This is a genomic window from Corynebacterium sp. HMSC073D01 (assembly GCF_001815555.1).
Classification (GTDB): domain Bacteria; phylum Actinomycetota; class Actinomycetes; order Mycobacteriales; family Mycobacteriaceae; genus Corynebacterium; species Corynebacterium glucuronolyticum.
The window spans coordinates 129,519-149,616 of sequence record NZ_KV821025.1 but is presented as its reverse complement, the minus strand read 5'-3'; the positions used below and the strand labels follow the sequence as shown (position 1 = coordinate 149,616).

Here is a 20,098-nt window from a genome sequence, read left to right as displayed (position 1 = left end):
TTATCCCAAGCCACTTATCCCGTGTCACTCATCTCTTGCCACTCATCCCGTGTCGCTCATCCCACGTCGCTCGCTCTCGCCCAGAGCTTCCCCGATCGAACAAGGAAGCCCCGCTGTGTTAGGTCAACGAGCACGTGCATTGCAAGTCCCAGGGGTAAACCTGCGTCCCGCGCAATGTCGGTACTGGAACGGAATGTGGACGAGCACGCATCGAAGAGTCTCATCTCCGTGCGCGTCAAGGTAGTGACAGGCGAACCGGAGAAATCGATTTCGCGCTGGCCATCTGGATCGCAGGTTCCAATCGGTTCCAGCAACTCTCGGACGTCATCTGCGGAGGTAACGAGCTGCGCGGAACCGTTCTTGATGCGCGCGTGGCAACCGAGCGAGGTGTTGGATGTGATCGGACCGGGAACAGCCATAGCCACGCGCCCTAGACCTTCAGCCCAGCTCAACGTGTTTAACGCCCCTGATCGCCACCCGGCCTCCACGATAACGGTGCCGGCGGTAAGTGCCGCTACCAGGCGGTTTCTTGTAAGGAACCGGTGGCGCGCGGGATGCGTACCCGGCGGATATTCGCTGACGAGGCAACCGTGAGTGGCGATTCTCGCAAACAGATCTGCATTGCTTGCAGGATAGGTGACATCGAGTCCTGAGGCAGCGACCATAACGGTGTAACCCCCGGAGTTCATCGCCTCCGTGTGCGCTGCTGTGTCGATCCCCTTAGCGCCTCCCGATACGATCGTCCAGTGGTGAGCAGCGAGTCCACTGGTGATCATGCGCGTTGCAGCGATACCGTACGAGCTGGTTCCACGCGTACCTACCAGCGCAACTGAGCGCGAGACGATCCCATTCAGTGGACCTCCGCCCCGCACCCACAGCGCGTGGGGAGGGACCGCGTCATCTTGGTAGGAGCGACAGTGTTCACTCATCCCTGATGCGGCAAATCCGAAGGACTCCGCAAAAATATCCGTCGGCCACTCGTCATCCTCGGGGGTAATCAGCCTCCCGCCGATAGCGTCAATAGCCTCGAGGTCCTCCGCAGGTCGCATCCACTCATGACGCGTCGCCGTCTGCTTGCGCAGCTCCCCCAACCATTCCTGCTGTTGCCTAACGCCCCGTGCGATATCCTCTACGTCTACGCCTTGTGAAAGAAGCTCGTTGAGGCGACGGCTCGGTCCTTCCACCACACGAGACAGGTATGCCCACGCTTCTCGACGGCTGGTGGGCATCCGATCCCTATTTGTTACGGGAGTGTCCTCCCGCTTTTTACTCGGCACGAAGTCGCTTGTGCTCATGCCGCGACCTCCCCACCCGCATAATCGTGAAATTCCAAGGCTTGGGCGACATGGTCGATATCGGGCCGGTCGCACCCAGCCAAATCGGCAATAGTCCAGGCTAACTTGAGAGTGCGATCCACACCCCGCTGGCTGATGTCACCTCGCGCAAGATAGACGGCAAGATATTCCATCGCTTCCTCGTCGGCAGGGAATTCACGCCGCAGCCACGCACCATCAATCTCCGCGTTGATCACCCCCGGATAGGAGGCGCGGGCCCACCGGTGCCCCGCCCTCCCCCTAGCCTCGATAACGCGTTGCCGGATCACTGCCGTGGATTCCTGTTCCTCGGAGCGGATGACCGATCCCTGAGCGTGGGTCCGAACAACCATATCCAACCTGTCACGCAACGGACCAGACACATTGTTGAGATACCGCGCGCGTGCGTTCGCCGAGCACCGGCACGCCGACGGCTCTTCCGCACCGCATCGGCACGGATTCGCTGCCATAACCAGCTGGAATTTAGCCGGGAAGTACACGTCGCGGCGCGAACGAATGAGGCGAACATACCCCTGCTCCAAGGGAGTGCGGAGGCTATCAAGGATGGAAGCGGAGATTTCCGAAACTTCGTCCAGAAACAACACACCACGGTGGGCAAGTGATACTGCTCCGGGAACAGGATTTCCTGCACCTCCGCCGATGAGGGCGGCTCGAGTGACGGAATGATGCGGTGCGACAAAAGGCGGATGAATAACCGGACCGGTGAACGTCCGCCCGGCGACAGAATGAACGGCTGTGGCTTCCAGCTTGTACTCCGGTGTGAGATCCGGAAGGAGGCCGGGCAGCCGGGCGGCGATCATGGACTTACCGCTTCCAGGTGGCCCGATCATGAGGAAATTATGGCCCCCAGCTGCAGCAATCTCCGCAGCCCGGCGCGCTTCTGGTTGCCCAGCAACATCGCGCATATCCAGCACCGTTGGGTTGTCTTCTCCGACATCAGAGGCACTCCCGTGAGCGTCCTCCAGATCACTCTCACCTGCGACAAACCTCACCACATCGGTCAGAGCGGTGGCGACTCGTATGTCCATGTCCTGGCACAACGTTGCTTCTGCAGCGTTTCCAGCGGGAATGACAACGCGCACGTAGCCTGCGTTTTTGGCGGCGAGAATGGCGGGGATAATCCCTGTGACGGGCTTGATACCTCCGTCCAGGCTCACTTCACCGAGGAATACCGTAGTGGATAGGATGTGGTCTTCGTACGGTCCGGAGACACCGGCGAAGAGGATGGACAGCACCATGGGAAGATCGAAGTGTGAACCAGATTTGCGCAGCGACGCAGGCGAGAGACTCACAATAATTTTTGTCTTCGGCCACGGCAGATGTGAGTTTTGAGCGGCGAGCTTGATCCTGTCACGGGATTCTGCCACGGCCTTATCCGCGAGTCCCACGATGTAGGTGCCGGGGAGACCTGGCCCAACGTTTGCCTCCACGTCCACAATCCGCGCTGTGACCCCCTCGAAAGCGACAGATTTTGTTCTAGCAAGAGCCACGGTCAACTCCTTCGAAGCACGTAATTTCGTTGCCGATGATCTCGACCACGTCGAACCGGATGGGCCGGTAGGGTTTGCCTTCCAGCCATGTCATTGCGGCGCGCTGAACGCGGCGCAGTTTTGCTGGTGTGACTGCTTCAGCCCCACCCATTGCGCTATTCGTTCGAGTTTTCACCTCGACGAAAACAGTTGTGTCGCCGTGCTGCATGATGAGGTCAATCTCCCCACACGTGTAGCGCACATTTGCAGCCACGAATCCATATCCGCGATCCTGGTAGTACCGGCGCGCGATGGTTTCGCCGCGTCTTCCCAAGAGTAAATTCTTTGAGTTCATAGTTCCCCGATCTGTTGATCTTGTTTCAGAGTGCTCGGCAACCTCAAAGCGGTATCCAAGCCACCTCAGTATCCGGCGGCACGCCCTCTGCTTCCAGCCTTACGTTTGTGCCTGTAGATAACTCCCCCATTTCGGAACCCCAATGCCGAAAGTTTATCCACAGCGTTGCCTGCCAAGGCCCGCGAGCTCACCGAAGGGGACCTATAGCCCGCCTTGGATCACGCGTGGGTGATGAGGATCATCCTTGACACGTGGGCCTGAGAGTTTCGACGTGGCTGGGCAAAAAGGCGCTACTCAAGCGGAGATTTTGCGGGAGCCGGTAGTCTGATTTTTTGCGAATCCGTATTTCCGCACGGTAAAAACCTCTTCCGGGCCGCGTGCTGTGCAGGTGGTTCATTTTAAAAAAAAACGCGGGTCTCAGAGGATTACCCAGTGCGGACTGTCGTGGTATGTCCACGAAAGCCAGTGTCCGCCACTGCTCCGACCCGACTATGGCCCGACTATGGCTCATGACGTAAAAACGAAAAATGACCCGACAGCGTCGGGTCATCCGGCAAGCCTGGAAACGAAAACTAGTCGGGGATCACCATGTCCGGCTTGTCCAACTCCTCGATGTTCACGTCCTTGTAAGTGATAACACGGACGTACCGGACAAACCGCGCGGCGCGGTACATGTCCCACACCCAGGCATCGGACATCCGCACCTCGTAGTACACCTCACCGTTTTCGGTGTGCGGAATCAGCTCAACGGCGTTGGCGAGATAAAAGCGACGTTCGGTCTCCACCACATACGAAAATTGGCTGACGACATCGCGGTACTCGCGGTACAGGCTGAGCTCTACCTCCGCCTCATAGTTCTCGAGATCTTCTGCGCTCATGATTCCGCTCCCATCCAGTCCCTGTGAGCATTTCTCACGTTGGAATAACTATATCTGTGGATCGGCGACGCACCGTGGTGGCGCACCGCGTCCATGTGTTTGGCTGTGCCGTAGCCTTTGTGACCAGCGAAGCCATAGCCCGGGTACTGCGCGTCGTAGTCGATCATGATCTGATCACGCGAGTATTTCGCCAGCACGCTCGCCGCCGCAATACAGCGAGCAGTCGCATCGCCACCGATGACGGGGAGCGAGGGCTGTGCGAAACCGGGCACCCACCAGGCGTCGGTAAGCACGTACCCGGGGCGAACGGCAAGCCTGCCAACGGCGCGTCGCATGCCTGAGATGTTCGCATCGGTGATACCGCGCTCATCAATGTCGTGAGCCGAAATGTGGACGATGTGCCACGCAATGGCGTGGCGCTTGATGAGTGGGAAGAGATGAGCGCGCCGCGCGGGGGTGAGCTTCTTCGAATCGTCGAGAAGCTCCAACTCAGGGATGAACCGGTCCGGGAGGATACACGCAGCGATGGTGATCGGCCCGGCGCAGGCACCGCGACCGGCCTCATCCACACCAGCCACCGGCCCCAGACCGGCTTTGGCGAGCGCAACCTCATGGGTGCGCATCCCCTTTAACTGACGGATCCTCCGGCGCGCGCGGTCGCGCTGCTTGGCGAGGGACACGGGGCTACTTGGCCGCCTCGAGCTGTTGCTGTTGGATCGGTTGATTATCCACCGATCCAATCCGGTTGAGCGGGAGGATGATCGCCTGCACCTTGCCGCGAATATTTTCCTCCGGAATCGTCCCCTGCAGCGCATCGCTCATGTGGTAGCGGGAATCCAGGGAGTTGGTGCGGTTATCCCCCATCATGAAGTAGCTGCCCTCCGGAACCGTCACGGGGCCGAAGTACGGGCCACCGCAGGCATCCGAACCGCTGGAGGGATCGATGGAGTACGCAGGTGGCTGCAGCGTGTAGGAGTTATCAATGAGCTCCCCGTCGACGGAGACACCCTCGTCGCCTTCCAAACACTGAACGGTTTGCCCACCCTTGGCAATGATTCGCTTAACCAGATCATTCTCATCCGGTGCGACGAGCCCAACGAGAGAGCCCGCATTCTGAAGGCCACGGACAACGGGGTTGTCCGAACGGTTAGACACAAAGTTTGTGTTCCACGCAGGAGTGCCCTTGAACACCACGACATCGCCTGGCTCGGGATCACCGAAGGCGTAGCTTACTTTTTCCACCACGATCCGATCCCCGGTACACCCGGTGCAGCCGTGCAATGTCGGCTCCATGGACTGGCTAGGAATGAGGTAAATCCTGCCCAGGAAGGTGTGGATGAGAAAAACGATAATCAACGTGGAGATGATCACAATCGGGATCTCGATGTACCACGGTTGTTCTTTCTTGTCCTGCTTACTCACGACAGGTCATAGTACCAGCAAAAAACCCGGCAGCCCCTACGCGGGGATACCGGGTTTCGGCTCGTGCCTAGATAACCATCACTTTTTCGTGCTCACGCTGCATAAAGCATGCAAGCCAGAAAAGGCGGGTTTGAGGCTTAGCGGCGCTCCTTGATGCGAGCAGCCTTACCGCGCAGGTTGCGCAGGTAGTACAGCTTGGCACGGCGGACCTTACCGCGGCTGACAACCTCGATGGAGTCCAGGTTCGGGGAGTGCACCGGGAAGGTACGCTCGACACCGATGCCGAAGCTCATCTTGCGGACAGTGAACGTCTCACGGATGCCACCGTTCTGGCGACGAATAACGACGCCCTTGAAGTACTGAACACGGGTGTTGGAACCCTCGATGACCTTCACGCCAACGTTGACGGTGTCGCCGGGGCGGAACTCCGGGATATCGTCGCGCAGGGAAACTGCATCAACCTTGTCAAGGATGTTGTTCATAGAAAGAACCCTTTCAAAATTTCAAGGAAAGAGGAACCTAGCGGCGCTCCCGATCTCCCGGTGCTCGGCTGGTTCGTATCCGTTACATCAACCGTGAGGATTCTGCCACATCCGTGGCTATTTCCCAAATCCGGCACGCCGCAAGGCATCAGCCATCGACCCGCCGCCATTGTTTCCGCCTCGGCCACGGCCACGACCGCTTCCGTTCCGATTGCCACGCGAGCTGTTTCCACCGCGATCTCTGCGCCCGTGGGCACTGTCGCGGTGACCGTCACCACCGCGCGAGGAAGCACCTGAACGTGGCTTCTTGTCCTTGCTCTGCTCGTCTCCGGGCTCGTCATCGAGCCGCAACGTGAGCGAAATTCGGTTCCGCAGCACATCGACATCTAGCACTTTCACTTTGACGATGTCGCCGTTTTTCACCACATCGTGGGGGTCGGAGACGAACGAATGACTCATCGCGGACACATGGACAAGACCATCCTGGTGAACTCCCACATCCACGAAGGCGCCGAAGGCCGCAACGTTGGTGACCGTCCCTTCGAGGATCATTCCCGGGGTAAGGTCGGAAACCTTCTCCACCCCCTCTTTGAAGGTGGCGGTGTGGAAATCCGGGCGCGGATCACGGCCCGGCTTGTCCAGTTCACTGAGGATGTCGCGGATGGTGGGTTCGCCGAAGGTATCAGTGGCGAAGTCTGCGGGGTTGAGCTTGTGCAGGATGCGGGTGTTGCCGATGAGCTCTTCTACCCCTACCCCGCTGCGGATGGCGATCTTTTCCACCACGGGGTAGGCCTCGGGGTGGACCGCAGAGCCGTCGAGCGGGTTTTGTCCGCCACGGATGCGGAGGAAGCCGGCGCACTGCTCGAACGTCTTAGACCCAAGTCGAGGGACGTCCAATAGGTCCGTGCGGGCCGCGAAAGTGCCCTTCTCATCGCGGTAGGAGACGATGTTCTTGGCCAGCGTTGGTGTAATTCCGGCGACGCGGTTCAGCAGTGGCGCGGAGGCTGAGTTGAGGTCCACGCCGACGGAGTTCACGGCATCCTCAACCACCGCGTCGAGGGTCTTAGCCAGTTCTGTCTGGTTCACGTCATGCTGGTATTGCCCCACACCGATCGACTTTGGATCGATTTTCACCAGTTCCGCCAGCGGATCCTGCAACCTGCGGGCAATGGATACGGCACCGCGCAGAGACACGTCCATGTCCGGGAATTCCTTGGCTGCCAGATCCGACGCTGAGTACACGGAGGCACCAGACTCGCTGACGACGACGGGAACGGGTTTCTTGCCGCCGGCCTTGCCAATCATGTCTGCCACTTCGCGGGCCAGTTTCTCCGTCTCACGCGAAGCGGTGCCGTTGCCGATGGCAAGGAGCTCCACGTGGTGTTCAGCTGCGATGGATGCCAGCTCCATGAGCGCCTTGTTCCATTGATTTTGGGGCTGGTGCGGGTAGACGATGGTGGTATTCAAGACCTTGCCTGTGGCATCCACGGTCGCGCATTTCACGCCGTTACGGTAGCCCGGGTCAAGTCCGAGGACGGACTTTTGCCCTGCCGGGGCAGCCAGGAGCACGTCCCGGAGGTTGACGGCGAAAATCGCGAGCGCGTCTTTCTCCGCCTTTTCGCTCATCCGCATGCGTACGTCAAGCGCTGCGGAGACTTCCAGCTTCGTCTTCCACGCCCGGTGGACGGCGTTATCTAGCCATGCGGAATGCGGGTAGCCGGCGTGCTCAAAGGCGATGGCCTCGTATACGGCATCATCTCCGCCGTCGAGGTCTAGGCGGAGGATCCCTTCCTTCTCACCGCGCAGGATTGCCAGCACCCGGTGGGAGGGCATGTCCTGGACTTTCTGGTTGAACTCGAAATAGTCGCGGTACTTCGCCCCCTCGGTTTCCTTGCCCTCGACGACGCCGACGACGGCGGTCGCGTTGGAAGCAAGCTCGTCGCGCAGCTCGCCGACGAGGTCGGCGTTCATGGACAGATCGCTGGCCACGATCGCCCGCGCGCCGTCGAGGACGGCTTTGACATCCTCATAGCCTTCCGTCTGGTACCGCTGAGCGATCTCCTCCGGATCCTCGTCGGGCTTGTCGACGATCTCCTGCAGGGCCTCGCCGATCCCAGCCTCGCGAGCCTTATCTGCCTTCGTCTTACGACGCTTCTTGAACGGCAGGTAGAGATCCTCCAGGCGTGCTTTGGAATCGCATTCTGCGATGAGCGCCCGCAGGTCGTCGGTGAGCGCGCCTTGTTCTTCGATGGCTGCGAGGATGGTCTTCTTGCGGTCTTCTAATTCGCGCAGGTACTGCAGTCGCCCCTCGAGGGTGCGAAGCTGCGTGTCATCGAGTCCACCGGTGATTTCCTTGCGGTAGCGGGCTATGAACGGGACGGTGTTGCCTTCGTCGAGAAGCCTGATCGTGGCCTCCACTTTGGCAATATCAACGCCTAGTTCCTGAGCGATAGTTGCTGCAATCATTCGCTCAATTGTAGCGACGCAGTTCTCATCCTCCGCTGTCCGCCCTACCAGCGAGCATCCACCAGCGAGCATCCACCAGCGAGCACCCACCAGCGAGCACCCACCGGCTAGCTATGAACTCGACCCACACACGTTTAGTCAAAGGAGACGGCGCAGGCGTTTGGATCGGCGGGGGTCAGACCCTCGTCGTCCTCTCGTGCCACGGTTGTCCCCATCCACGGCGTACCGGGCTCGAAAAGCTCCATGACTGCCGAAGTGAGGTTCTTTGCTGGGGCTAGGGATTCGGTAAGAATCTCGAGAGTAAACACCTCTTCGGAGATCGCTGAGCGATCATGGGTGCGCTCGAACTCGTCAAGGAGCGAGTGACTCGGGTCGCACGCCAGGCTCACGGGATTTGATTGCACCTCCGTGACATAGATGTTGTATGCCGCGAGGTGTACCGCTAGGCGGTCTAACGCCTCGTTCATTTCCTTTTCTCGGACGAGAACCTGCATACGTGTGCGCATCGGGTACTGCGATGCACCTAGCCGAATGTCCTCCTTGCTCAGCTCCCCCGTTTCCATGAGGTGGTGGAAAATATCTGGTCGTACCCGGGCAGTCTTTTTTACCGCTTCATCGTGATGGAATTTCGCAATCCGCTTGTGGTTTCCACTGGTCAGCGGCTCCGGAACTTCCATTCCCCGCCATACCCGCGGTTTGGTGTAGCTCGGCCCTTCAAGAAGCCCGTGGGAGAAGGAATCGTCCTCATGAGACTCGCTATTACCCAACACACCGGGGATAAGACGCACCATCGCTTCTGCCATGACGAGAACAGCGACCTCGCCACCAATGAGCACGTAATCACCGATGGAGACCTCCTCGACACGCGCGTAGCGATGTGCATCATCTATAACGCGTTGATCGATCCCCTCGTAGCGGCCACAGGCGAAGATCACATGCTCCTCGTTGGACCACCGCCGAGCCATTTCCTGAGTAAACGGGGTGCCCGACGGGGTTGGCACGATAAGCAGCGGGCGGTCATCATTCGCATCCCGTAGGGCCTCTGCACTGTAGCCACGCGATTCGATGTCATGCACCTCGTCGTGACGGGCCTGCCCCCTATGCAGTTCCGCGGACTGCAATTCATCGCCGGCCGCTTTCCCTGCGACAACGTCTTCCAAGGCGGCACCCCACACCGTTGGCATCATGACCATTCCTGGCCCGCCACCATAGGGCGAGTCATCCACCGCTTGGTGAACCCCCGATGCCCAATCCCGTAAGTAATGAACGCCAACGGACAACTGCCCGTTCTCGATGGCCTTTCCCAAAAGCGCATGCCTCAGCGGGTCAAGGTACTCAGGAAAAATAGTGATGACATCGATTTTCATAGACACAGGTGGGCTGACTTTCTAGATAAATTACCGGGCTAATTGGAGCGTTTTACAGTGGATATCTGACTGGTGAGATTTGCGGCGGATGTGCTGCGTGATAGGTAGCCTGCCGCGTGGTGGGTAACTTGCTGCACGGTAGGTTACCTGCTGCGTGGTAGATAACCTACGGGATCACCAACGCATTGGCTTCGTGTGTGGTTGGTCATTGGCTGCCACGCTAGAGATCAAGAAGACCATCAGGCGGGGTGATGGTTGCTGTCTTTTCTCCCAGATTGATCTCCGGAACGATGGCATCGACGAGGGGGATGAGCACATCCCGTTCGTCCTCATCCATCGTTACGGTGAGAAGCGTCGCGGCCGGTCCATGGGTGATATCCGTGACTTCGCCAACGCGTGTGCCTTCGTGAATCACTGCAAGACCTTCCAGCTCGTGGTCGTAGTAGCCATCTTCTTCTGGATCGTGCTCGAGGGGCGGCGCGAAAAACTGCATTCCGCGCAGTGACTCCCCTGCTGTGCGGTCCGGGATTTCCTCGAACTTAACTAGTAGCCTGCCTTGGTGGGGCCGCATGGACTGGATGGTCAACTGTTGTTCTTTTCCGCCTCCGGCGCGACCTGTAAGCACGGCGCCGACATAAAACCGCTGATCGAGATCGTCTGTCGTTGGATCGACGACGACTTCCCCTTTGATCCCGTGCGTCTTCACCACACGACCGATTCTGTATTCCATGGTCGCCATTCTACCTAGTGCCTTCGGGCACCCCAGCTCACTAGTTGCTCTACTGCCTTGTTCCCGTTTCGTGTAATGGGACGGCGGGGTGCCGACGTGGAAAAAAGTCAACCTAACAGTGGTAGCACATTTGACCACCTGGCCGATCTGGAGCTTCCCCGGATTGCCGTTCACCTTTTGCTACCCCGACGAGTACCCGCTTAGTGCGTGCATTTTCATCCAACGAACACCACATCCCCAAGCCAACGTGCCAGGGATGATCCTCATCACCCACACGTGAGCCGCGTTAGGTCTCCTGCGCCTCACCAATGTAAAAGGCACCCACCGAATCGGTGGGTGCCGAAAGTAGCTGAGAGATGGCTAACTGCTAGGCACTGGCCACTGCGCTAGCCACGAGGAAGCCCTGATTACTCGGACTTCTCTTCCTCTGCAGGAGCCTCTTCAGTAGCAGCCTCCTCGGAAGCCTCTTCCTTCTCAGACTCAGCCTTGGCCTCTTCCTCTGCCTTCTTCTTGGCAGCAGCCTCAGCAGCTTCCTTCTCTTCCTTGGCCTTCTTCTTCTTTTCGGTGATGGCCTCAGCGGTCGGGCCGTTGTTGGCCTCCTCGAGAGCCTTGTTGAAGAGCTCGAGCTTGGACGGCTTCGGCTCAGCAACCTTGAGGGTGCCCTCTGCGCCCTCGATGCCCTTGAACTTCTGCCAGTCACCGGTCACCTTGAGGATAGCCAGAACAGGCTCGGTCGGCTGTGCGCCGACGCCCAGCCAGTACTGTGCGCGCTCGGAGTTGACCTCAATGATGGAGGGATCGTTCTTCGGCTGGTAAATGCCGAGGTTCTCAATGACGCGACCATTGCGACGACCGCGAGCGTCCTGAACGACGATGCGGTACTGGGGGTTGTGCAGACGACCGATACGGGCGAGCTTGATCTTCACAGCCATGGTGAATACTTCCTTTTTGTGTCACTGGGCAGTACAGCACCTGCAACGTGGCAGGCCGGTTTCAACCCTTGAAAATGTACAGTTCAACCACATTCGCGAGGTGACAGCAGGCCGGTTGCACAGGCGGTGGCTTGAGATTCTGAAGCCTTGCCACCGATGCGTCGAATCCTACTTTTCACGCGAAAGCGGGGTGTTGTCCATAGACAACCTGGAGAACTATACCTGTCATACGGGGTAAATGACAAATCCCTGCCCGCGAAAGCAGGCAGGGACCTGACGGTTCAAGAAACGGCGAATACCGGGCGTCGAAAAGCGAAACCCTTATTTAGGGAAGCCGAACTTCGTCGGATCGATTCCACCCATGCCAGGGAAGCCCTTACCTCCCATGCCGGGGAACCCCTTGCCCAGAGAGCCAAGATCCGGCATCCCGCCGTTTTCCTCCATCTCCTGCTGGAGCTTCTTCAGCTCGTCCATAGACGGCATCTGCGGCGCAGCCTTCTGCTGATTATTCTGCGCCATGGAGCCAAACTGACGCTTGTTCTTTCCCTTCTTCCCCTTCTTGCCCTTGCGCTTGTTCTTCTGCTTCTTCGTTGCAGAACGGTTCAGGCCACCGAGCCCGGGCATACCCATCTGACCGGCCATCTTGCCCATCATCTTCTTCGCCTCGTTAAAGCGATCCACAAGCTGATTGACATCCTGGACGGTCACGCCCGAGCCGTTGGCAATGCGCTTGCGACGGGAGGCGTTAAGAATCTTGGGGTTGGCGCGCTCTTCCGGTGTCATACCCCGAATGATGGCCTGAATGCGGTCGAGCTGCTTCTCGTCCACCATGTCTGCCATCTGGTTCATCTGCTTGCCACCGGGGAGCATCTTCAAAATGTTGGAGATTGGCCCCATGCGGCGCACCATGAGCATCTGGTCGAGGAAGTCCTCCAATGTCAGCTCACCGGAGCCGAGCTTGGCGGCAGACTCGAAGGCCTTCTCCTGGTCCATCGTCGCCTCTGCCTGCTCAATGAGAGACAGGATGTCGCCCATGCCGAGGATGCGGGAAGCCATGCGCTCCGGGTGGAAGACATCGAAATCGTCGAGCTTCTCACCCGTCGAAGCGAACATAATCGGCTTGCCAGTGACCTCACGGATGGACAGCGCCGCACCACCGCGGGCATCGCCGTCGAGCTTGGTCAGCGCAACGCCGGTGAACCCGACGCCGTCACGGAAGGCCTGGGCGGTCTGAACCGCGTCCTGACCGATCATGGCATCGATAACGAAGAGGACTTCATCGGGATTAACAGCATCGCGAATGTTGGATGCCTGGCGCATAAGCTCCTCATCGATACCCAGGCGACCTGCAGTATCAACGATGACCACGTCGCGCTGCTGGCGTTTGGCTTCCTCGATGCCCTGTTTAGCCACAAGGACAGGGTCACCGTGAGACGTACCCATCTCGTGTTCCGTGGTGTCGAGGGTTGTCCCCGGGTCCGGTGCGAATGTGGGAACGCCCGCACGCTCGCCGACGATCTGCAGCTGTTGCACGGCGCCAGGGCGCTGGAGGTCGCAGGCTACGAGCATCGGCGTATGGCCCTGCGAGGCGAGGTGCTTGGCAAGCTTGCCGGCAAGCGTCGTCTTACCGGCACCTTGCAGGCCGGCGAGCATGATGACGGTCGGTGGGTTCTTGGCCATCTGCAGGTGGCGCGTCTCGCCGCCGAGGATCTCGATGAGTTCCTCGTTGACGATTTTGACTACCTGCTGCGCCGGGTTGAGGGCCTGGGATACGTCCTGGCCACCCGCACGCTCCTTGATGCGCTTGATAAAGCCGCGCACGACGGGAAGGGACACGTCGGCTTCGAGCAGTGCCAGGCGAATTTCCCGCGCGGTGGCATTGATATCGGCTTCGCTTAGCTTGCCTTTTCCTCTAAGCCCGGTAAGAGCATCGCTCAAACGGTCTGACAGTGATTCAAACACTCGTCTTTCATCCCTTCTTACTGCAGTAGACACAGTACGGTAACACAGCTTCTTACATGGTAGCGAACAGTTGTCATTCGCTTCTCACCCGCCTTGGGGGCACACTCCTCATCCTTGACGACTCTCCCCCACATGGACTGGGCCCATGTGCTCCACGGTCACGCCCCGCGTCTTTCGGCGTGCGCCTATGATCTTCCTACCAGCCCATCGTCGCAGCCGACCAGCACCTCAACCGTGACCGTGACCCCTACCTGGACCATGATGTGGCCCCCCATAAAGAGGCCCGCTGGTGACTCTTTTATTCTCCGCCTTCGTTACTATCCTCGCCTTCATATTCGGCAAGGATGCGCTGGCTCGTCGCCGCTACATCTTTCATAATTTCGTAGAACGTCCCCATTTCGTTCCACACCCCGTCTTCACTCATCACCCCGTAGGCTGCGTCAGTTTCCGCGAGATCGGTGGACCACTGGCTCTCGTAGTAGGCGATCAGAGGTTTCAACGTCTCCCATGCCTCCGCGAAGGTATCGCCGATGTCCTCATACTTGGCATTGAACGCGGTGATTTCGTTCAGGCGCTCGTTGTTTAGCTCAATGCGCTTCATCTGCTCGTTCATGGGCGCCATTGTAAAACACAAGCCCCTGTGCACAGTGGTGTGTGCACAGGGGCTTTGAGTCTTATTCGGTTTTCGCGAGCAGTCACGGCGTGCAGTGCCCGCTGTCTGCGGAGACGGCTACGCGCGGAAAACTACGGCGCTAACATGCAAACGCTGGAATTGGCGCAGAAGATTTATCTCATTACTGCGCCAGCAGCCATTTCTCCCCGCAGCTATTTCCAACGCCAGTTGGTTCTACCGGCAGATAGTTCCACCAGCGCCGTCCCTACCAGGAACCTTCCTACCAGCAGCTTTTCTGCCAGCACCTCCTTCAGGAGAGTTAGTACAGCAAGGCGTCGACGAAGCTTTCCACCTCGAACGGTGCGAGATCGTCCGCGCCCTCGCCGAGGCCGACAAGCTTCACCGGCACGCCGAGCTCTTCCTGCACCTGGAAGACGATGCCGCCCTTGGCGGTGCCGTCGAGCTTGGTGAGCACCACACCCGTGATATCCACCACGTCCCGGAACGTGCGAGCCTGGATAATACCGTTCTGTCCGACAGTGGCATCGAGAACAAGGAGGACCTCGTCCACCTTTGCCTTCTTCTCAACCACGCGCTTCACCTTGCCCAGCTGATCCATGAGGCCTGTGGAGGTGTGCAAACGCCCAGCCGTATCAACGAGGACCACGTCCACGCCTTGCTCAGTACCCTTGGCAACCGCATCGAAGGCAACGGATGCAGGGTCTGCACCTTCCTTGCCACGAACCGTCGAGGCACCAACACGACGCCCCCACGCCTCGAGCTGGTCGGCAGCCGCTGCACGGAAGGTATCCGCCGCGCCAAACATCACCGAGTGCCCCATGGACACGAGGACGCGGCCGAGCTTGCCCACCGTCGTCGTCTTACCGGTGCCGTTCACACCGACAACGAGGACCACAGCCGGCTTGTTGTCATATGGCATAGCCTTGATGGAGCGATCCAGCTCAGGGCGACCCGCCTCGATCAGGGTTTCGCGCAGCATGGCACGAGCTTCCTCTTCGTTGTGCACGCCGCGAGCAGCAATCTTCTCACGCAGCGAATCCACAACCTTCATCGTCGTGGAAGCGCCCAGATCGGCCATGATGAGCGTGTCTTCAATTTCCTCCCAGGCATCCTCGTCCAGGTCACCAGCGGAAAGAATTCCCAGAACACCCTGGCCAATAACGTTGTTGGACTTCGCAAGTCGGCCACGCAGGCGTCCGAGGCGTCCCTCGGCCGGGGCAATATCCTCGGTCTGAACGTCCTGCTGTGCAGGCTCTGCCGTGATGGTTTCACCGGTTGGTTCCGGCGCGTCTTGTGCGCGGGCAGCTCCTGCCGCCTCAACCTGCTCGGCCGCTGCAGCAGCGGACTCGTCAATTTCCTCCTGGGTAGGAAGCGTCTCCTCCCCGGGTGCGTCCACTACGGGTTCCTGCTTTTCGGCGCTGTCTCGTACGGTTGGCTGTTCACCAGCACCTGCACTGGCAGCTGATTGTTCCGTTTGCTGTGCCACCTCTGTTGTGGGTGCCTCCTCTGACATCTCCGGCTCTGCCGAGGCGTCAGCAGGCGCAGACGCGGTGGCATCCGCAGGAGTACCGCTTTGTTCGGCCGAGGTCACGGTAGCCTCGGTTTCCTCAGCAGCAGTCGCCCCACCGTTTGCGGCAGGAGTTTCCACAACCTCGCCTTGTGCTTCGTCCTCGACGCGTGCGACCTGCTCCTCAGGAGTGGGAGCCGACTCCTGTGTGGATTCCTGCGCCACATCGCCTGCTGCTTCATATACGGATTCGCGTGTATCACCGGATGCCACCGGTTCCTCAGCACCCTCGGATGCGACCGATTGGGTGGAAGCGGTGGGAGTGGTGGAAGCGGTGGGAGCAGCAGGCTTCGCGGCTGCTTGCTCCTGTTCCCGCTTCAGCTCCCGCGCCTGCGCTGTGGCTGCAGCTGCGGCGCTGACACCGGCAGCAGACGCACCTGCGGCGGCACCGGCAGTGGCACCCGTCGTGGCGCTCTTAGCCGGTGTGGTCGTCAGGGTTTGGCCCCCATTCACCACCGGTTGTTTGTCTCCACTGTTACCGGCGGCGAAGTTAAAACCACTCTTGGCTTGATAATTGCCGGACTTCTCAGCCTGGGTAAGCTCTTTCGGTTCCTCTTTTTTCTCAAAGGAAACCTGCTTAGATTTCCCGCGCTTCAAGCCGAAGTAAATCACCAACGCGATAATGATGATCGCGATGACAATACCAATAATCCAGTAGGGCAACGTTGTGGAATCAATCATGTTCCCCAGGTTACCGGCTAACGGGCAGAGCGCGCGACCGACCCGACTCGCCTCCCCTGGGTCCCACAAGCAGTAACCGGCGCATAAAAGGGGGATCTCAGGGGCGTCGACAAGCCTCACCACCTCCACCCATGTGGCGGGTGAGCTGGAAAAAACACACGCCGACGCGACCGCCGTCTCAGCCGACGATTCCCGGGTAGGTCACCGCGCACACCATCGCCTCTGCCGAAACGATATCCCCCGTGACGAGCTCCGGCACAATGGTGGCGAGCTTCGCCCACCCACGGGACGCCTGCGTCAGCTGCTTCGACTTGCCGATGAGTCCGTACGCGTGCATACGTGCGGCGAGGGCGAACACAAGCGACACAACGGGGGCCAAAGCCCACACGTTATCGCGGTTTTCCGTATCCACACCGTCGAGCTTGTCAAAGCGGATGCGCGCCGACGTGTACAGCTGGCGGTTCGCACCCCGCAGCCCGCGTAGCAGCGCCACGGCAGCCTTAATCATCTGCTGATCGGCGAGCAAAACGTTGAGCTCCTCGCGGTGCTTGAACGTTTCGTACACGGCGAGCAGCCTCGTGGAATCCTCCAGTATCGGCCCGGGGACGATCTCCGCGGAGGAGAAGAACATCGACAGCAGCGTCTCCTGTTGCGCCGGATCCATGTGTGAGATCTGGACGATGCCCTTATCCACGCACGCGGTGTCCAACGTGGCATCGCGGCCGGTGGCAAGAGTCTCCACAAGCCGCTTGCCACCTACCTCCTTGAGGCGGGCAATGACCTTCTTCTTTTCCTTCGGGTCGAGCACCTGCGTCTCAGCGCCAACAGCTGGAGCTTCTGCCTCCTCCTGCGTGGCTTCGTCGTCACCATCTCTTGCCGTGTCCACAGCAATGCTGGCGCGCAGCTGACCGATGAGCTGCAGCGCACCGATCCATGGCGCACGGTGCATCTCAGTTGCCACCTCTCCGTTGTTAAACAACGAGGTGATAAGCCCAGACGCGATGATCCGAGAGGGCTGCTTTTCCGCTGGGATGAGCGAGGCGGACAGGCCCGCAAGTGCGGCAGCCGGGTGCGCGGTAAACACCGAGACGATGGCCTTGCGGGATACACCCTCGGTAATCGCACTGTCCCACAGAACTGGCATGATGGACGGATCCGCCGGCGGGTTATCCGTTTCACCGGCGAGGAACGCCGACAGCTCGTCGAATCCGGGGTGGCTCGACGGGAAATGTCCCTCTTGGGTCACCGTCAGGCTTGTCGACGGAGGGGTCAGCGGGGGACGCACTGTATTGAACGGATCGGGAGTGTGCAGGTACACCGACAGCTGCCCCGTCTGCTGGTAGCTCTCCGGTAGCTCCACCTTTCCATCTTCAACAGGAAGCGTGACCGCATTGACCCACGGTGCTGTATCCGGCCACACCCACGCGGCGAGCTGTCGCGGGGTCTCATTGATCGTCTGCGCGGCAAAATCGATGAGCTCTAGGGTGGACCCGTGAATCTCCGCACCTGTAGCCACCGGTGTGGAGTCCAAAATCGCGATGTTGACGGACACGCGCCGATCCGTTCCCGGATCGGTCCACTCGAACTCGATCCGCCCGCCGTTAACCCCCACCAGGCCTGTACCCAGTGGCGACAACTCGGCTGAATACGTGCGCATATCCTCCGGATTGAGGTTCAGCGTGCGCACTGGCGCACCCGTGCGGTTACGGACCGTGACCTGTGGCTTCCCAATCTCGCCGGTGGCACGCACGCGGATTCGCCCGGTCGTGTCGATATCGGCTGCGGGCGTAACGATCCGTGTCGTCCGCCAGATGGGACCGCACTCTTTGATGGGGAGCTGGAACCGCAGACGAGAGGGGAAAAACCGCATCGGCATTGTCGTCCCCTCGTCGGTCTCCACCGTGAAGAAAGCTCCTGCCTCTTCGGGGGCAACGTCGACGACCTGCGGCGTGACATCGAAATCTTTCTCGCCGGGCTGCACATGCAGGCTCGCCGTGGACAGCCCACCCTTGGCGGGGATACGCAACGAGGGGCCAGACCCCTCGACAAATGCCGTCGCACCTTCCACAAGCGCATATTCGTGACGGAAGCTTTCACCACGCGGCCCACGGATGCGGACGAGGAACTCCCCCACCCACGGGGCATCGTAAACCTCGGGGTCAAACACATCAAAGATACCGCCCTCGGCCGGCACCTCAAGAGGCTCAGTCGGCGCGATCTCCGTGCCCTGCTGATCTGCACCGGCGTAGGCGGAAATCGTGAGGTACCACTGCTCCGTCGTCCCCGACTGCGTGGGCGGGAACTCTACAACCAAAGACTCGGTGTGGACTGGAAGGTCGGTGGACGAGTGCACATCCGGCAGGATGCCCTCGGGCTCGGTGAATACGACGCGCTGGCGCGGGTCGATGGAGCGGACAGCCTTCATCGGGCTCGGTGCTTCGCCGGATCGAAGCAGCTGAATCGAGTCGGCGGAAGAGCAGTCAAGGATGCGCCCTTCCCAGCCGTTCCATCCCTCCACATCAAAAACTTCCTCGACGGGGAGTTCCTTGCCTGTGACAACGTCGATGAGCGTCCCGTCGGCAGGGCACACGCACGCGAGCTCGCCGTGATGCAGCGACTGCTTGGCGGTGAGGTTTTGCCCACGCGTGGAAAACACGAGAAGAGGGTCGTCGTTATTCACAACCGGAACCACCCACGTGTGCTGGTTGGTTACGTCTGCCACCTGGATTTCGCGCACCTGGTGCCGGAGGGTGAGGTCCAGGGACTCGGTCAGGTTGCGAGTGCTCCCCCACGGCCGGTTGGTGCGGAACACCTCTGTCGTGCCACCAACGGATACGCGCCAGCTGATGACATTGTCGCCGGGATCCAAAATCTGTTCGGGCAACCGGACGCAGACCTTCCCCTGCTCCAGGTTGAGGATTAGGCGCGGACGCTCCTCACGGTGGCCCGCTCCCACCGCGTCCCTGCGGTTTTCTGTGCCCACGGGGCGTTCTGCTAGCTCCGCAAACACCTTCTCCTGTACCAGGATCGGCGCTTCGGTGTCATCTTCCATCTGCCAGGTTCCGGGATGGTCCACTGTGTGCTGACGGAGCCCACGAACGGCCTCAATAATCTCCTCCACGCGCTGCGGCGCAACGTCGGCACCGGCGGTGAGCTGGGGGCACTCGGCCGTGATTCCAGCGTTATCCGAACTATCTTCAGCAGCATCCATCGCTTCCAGCAGTGTGGGGACCTCGTCGCTGGTGATCCCTGCATGGAGCGTCAGAAGTGTGATCGGGTCGCAGTCGGGGATCGTCGTGAGCCCGACCTTGGCCACGAGCCCCGAAATATTTTCGCGCAGATAGTCTTCACTGGCTCCCTCAGTGCCGACGATGCCTAGTCCACCGAAGTACTCAGTGAACAGACTTTCTGCCTCAACCATCCGGGATGCTCGGTAGACGAGAGTCGTGACCGTAAGTGCAGGGGTAGATGCAATGAGGACGCTGAAATCCGCCCCAAAATCTAGCTGGCGCCCGAGGAATGTGCCGTAGAACTTCTCTATAGCTTCGCACTCATCGTGATCTAGGCCAGCCTCGGTGAACCAGTCGTTATCCTTGAGTGTGCTTGCCAGGCGAAGCTCCGTCTGGGATGCCCACCCGAGGAGGGAATCATTCGGATCTGCAATGGGGGATTGTTGGGCACCCGTGGACACCGATGTTGCCTTTCTACGTCAGGAAAATAGTCAGTTAGTCACCAATTTAGCGTGTAGGTAGTTAGACTACCGCGCCCGCAATTGCGGGGTTCACATTCACCGGATAGGCAACACCTTAGTTGGTTAGG

The 20,098-nt window shown here is 59.7% G+C and carries 15 protein-coding genes; all 15 read right to left on the bottom strand.

The window, feature by feature from the left end:
* Nucleotides 1–56: 56 nt before the first annotated feature.
* The 15 genes from dprA to HMPREF3044_RS02660 all read right to left on the bottom strand — a co-directional run bounded on the left by dprA (nt 57) and on the right by HMPREF3044_RS02660 (nt 19,970).
* Nucleotides 57–1,229 carry a DNA-processing protein DprA gene (dprA, locus tag HMPREF3044_RS02730; protein ID WP_034989509.1) on the bottom strand — a complete coding sequence of 391 codons (1,173 nt, stop codon included), beginning with the start codon at nt 1,227–1,229 and terminating at the stop codon, nt 57–59.
* A 62-nt stretch (nt 1,230–1,291) separates the two neighbouring features.
* Nucleotides 1,292–2,824, bottom strand: a complete 1,533-nt coding sequence (locus HMPREF3044_RS02725; protein WP_070739165.1) for a YifB family Mg chelatase-like AAA ATPase — start codon at nt 2,822–2,824, stop codon at nt 1,292–1,294.
* Nucleotides 2,811–3,158: a YraN family protein gene (locus tag HMPREF3044_RS02720; protein ID WP_005389600.1), complete on the bottom strand. Its 348-nt coding sequence runs from the start codon at nt 3,156–3,158 to the stop codon at nt 2,811–2,813. The genes HMPREF3044_RS02725 and HMPREF3044_RS02720 overlap by 14 nt, the downstream gene beginning before the upstream one ends.
* A 572-nt stretch (nt 3,159–3,730) precedes the next feature.
* Nucleotides 3,731–4,036, bottom strand: coding sequence for a DUF2469 domain-containing protein (locus HMPREF3044_RS02715; RefSeq protein WP_005389599.1), 306 nt, complete (start codon nt 4,034–4,036; stop codon nt 3,731–3,733).
* Nucleotides 4,033–4,677: a ribonuclease HII gene (locus tag HMPREF3044_RS02710; protein WP_083318107.1), complete on the bottom strand. Its 645-nt coding sequence runs from the start codon at nt 4,675–4,677 to the stop codon at nt 4,033–4,035. Before HMPREF3044_RS02710 ends, HMPREF3044_RS02715 begins: the two co-directional genes overlap by 4 nt.
* Nucleotides 4,678–4,720: 43 nt before the next feature.
* Nucleotides 4,721–5,458: a signal peptidase I gene (gene lepB, locus HMPREF3044_RS02705; RefSeq protein ID WP_005389597.1), complete on the bottom strand. Its 738-nt coding sequence runs from the start codon at nt 5,456–5,458 to the stop codon at nt 4,721–4,723.
* A 137-nt stretch (nt 5,459–5,595) separates the two neighbouring features.
* Nucleotides 5,596–5,940 (bottom strand): 50S ribosomal protein L19, encoded by a 345-nt coding sequence (gene rplS / locus HMPREF3044_RS02700; RefSeq protein WP_005389596.1) that lies wholly within the window; start codon nt 5,938–5,940, stop codon nt 5,596–5,598.
* 117 nt (nt 5,941–6,057) lie between these two features.
* A complete protein-coding gene (locus HMPREF3044_RS02695; RefSeq protein ID WP_196793924.1) occupies nt 6,058–8,406 on the bottom strand; it encodes a Tex family protein in 2,349 nt (782 codons plus the stop codon).
* Between the two features lie 134 nt (nt 8,407–8,540).
* Nucleotides 8,541–9,773 carry a tRNA (guanosine(37)-N1)-methyltransferase TrmD gene (gene trmD, locus HMPREF3044_RS02690; RefSeq protein WP_005389592.1) on the bottom strand — a complete coding sequence of 411 codons (1,233 nt, stop codon included), beginning with the start codon at nt 9,771–9,773 and terminating at the stop codon, nt 8,541–8,543.
* Nucleotides 9,774–9,993: 220 nt separating this feature from the next.
* A complete protein-coding gene (gene rimM / locus HMPREF3044_RS02685; protein WP_034989471.1) occupies nt 9,994–10,503 on the bottom strand; it encodes a ribosome maturation factor RimM in 510 nt (169 codons plus the stop codon).
* A 407-nt stretch (nt 10,504–10,910) separates the two neighbouring features.
* Nucleotides 10,911–11,435 (bottom strand): 30S ribosomal protein S16, encoded by a 525-nt coding sequence (gene rpsP, locus HMPREF3044_RS02680; RefSeq protein WP_005389589.1) that lies wholly within the window; start codon nt 11,433–11,435, stop codon nt 10,911–10,913.
* A gap of 321 nt (nt 11,436–11,756) precedes the next feature.
* On the bottom strand, nt 11,757–13,397 hold the full coding sequence (gene ffh / locus HMPREF3044_RS02675; RefSeq protein ID WP_081446509.1) for a signal recognition particle protein: 1,641 nt from the start codon (nt 13,395–13,397) through the stop codon (nt 11,757–11,759).
* A 298-nt stretch (nt 13,398–13,695) separates the two neighbouring features.
* The gene (locus tag HMPREF3044_RS02670) at nt 13,696–14,010 is read right to left on the bottom strand and encodes a DUF4298 domain-containing protein (protein ID WP_231286040.1); all 315 of its coding nucleotides are present in this window, start codon (nt 14,008–14,010) and stop codon (nt 13,696–13,698) included.
* Nucleotides 14,011–14,329: 319 nt separating this feature from the next.
* The gene (gene ftsY, locus HMPREF3044_RS02665; RefSeq protein WP_204098549.1) at nt 14,330–16,279 is read right to left on the bottom strand and encodes a signal recognition particle-docking protein FtsY; all 1,950 of its coding nucleotides are present in this window, start codon (nt 16,277–16,279) and stop codon (nt 14,330–14,332) included.
* Nucleotides 16,280–16,457: 178 nt separating this feature from the next.
* Nucleotides 16,458–19,970 (bottom strand): hypothetical protein, encoded by a 3,513-nt coding sequence (locus tag HMPREF3044_RS02660; RefSeq protein WP_070739159.1) that lies wholly within the window; start codon nt 19,968–19,970, stop codon nt 16,458–16,460.
* Between the last annotated feature and the right edge of the window lie 128 nt (nt 19,971–20,098).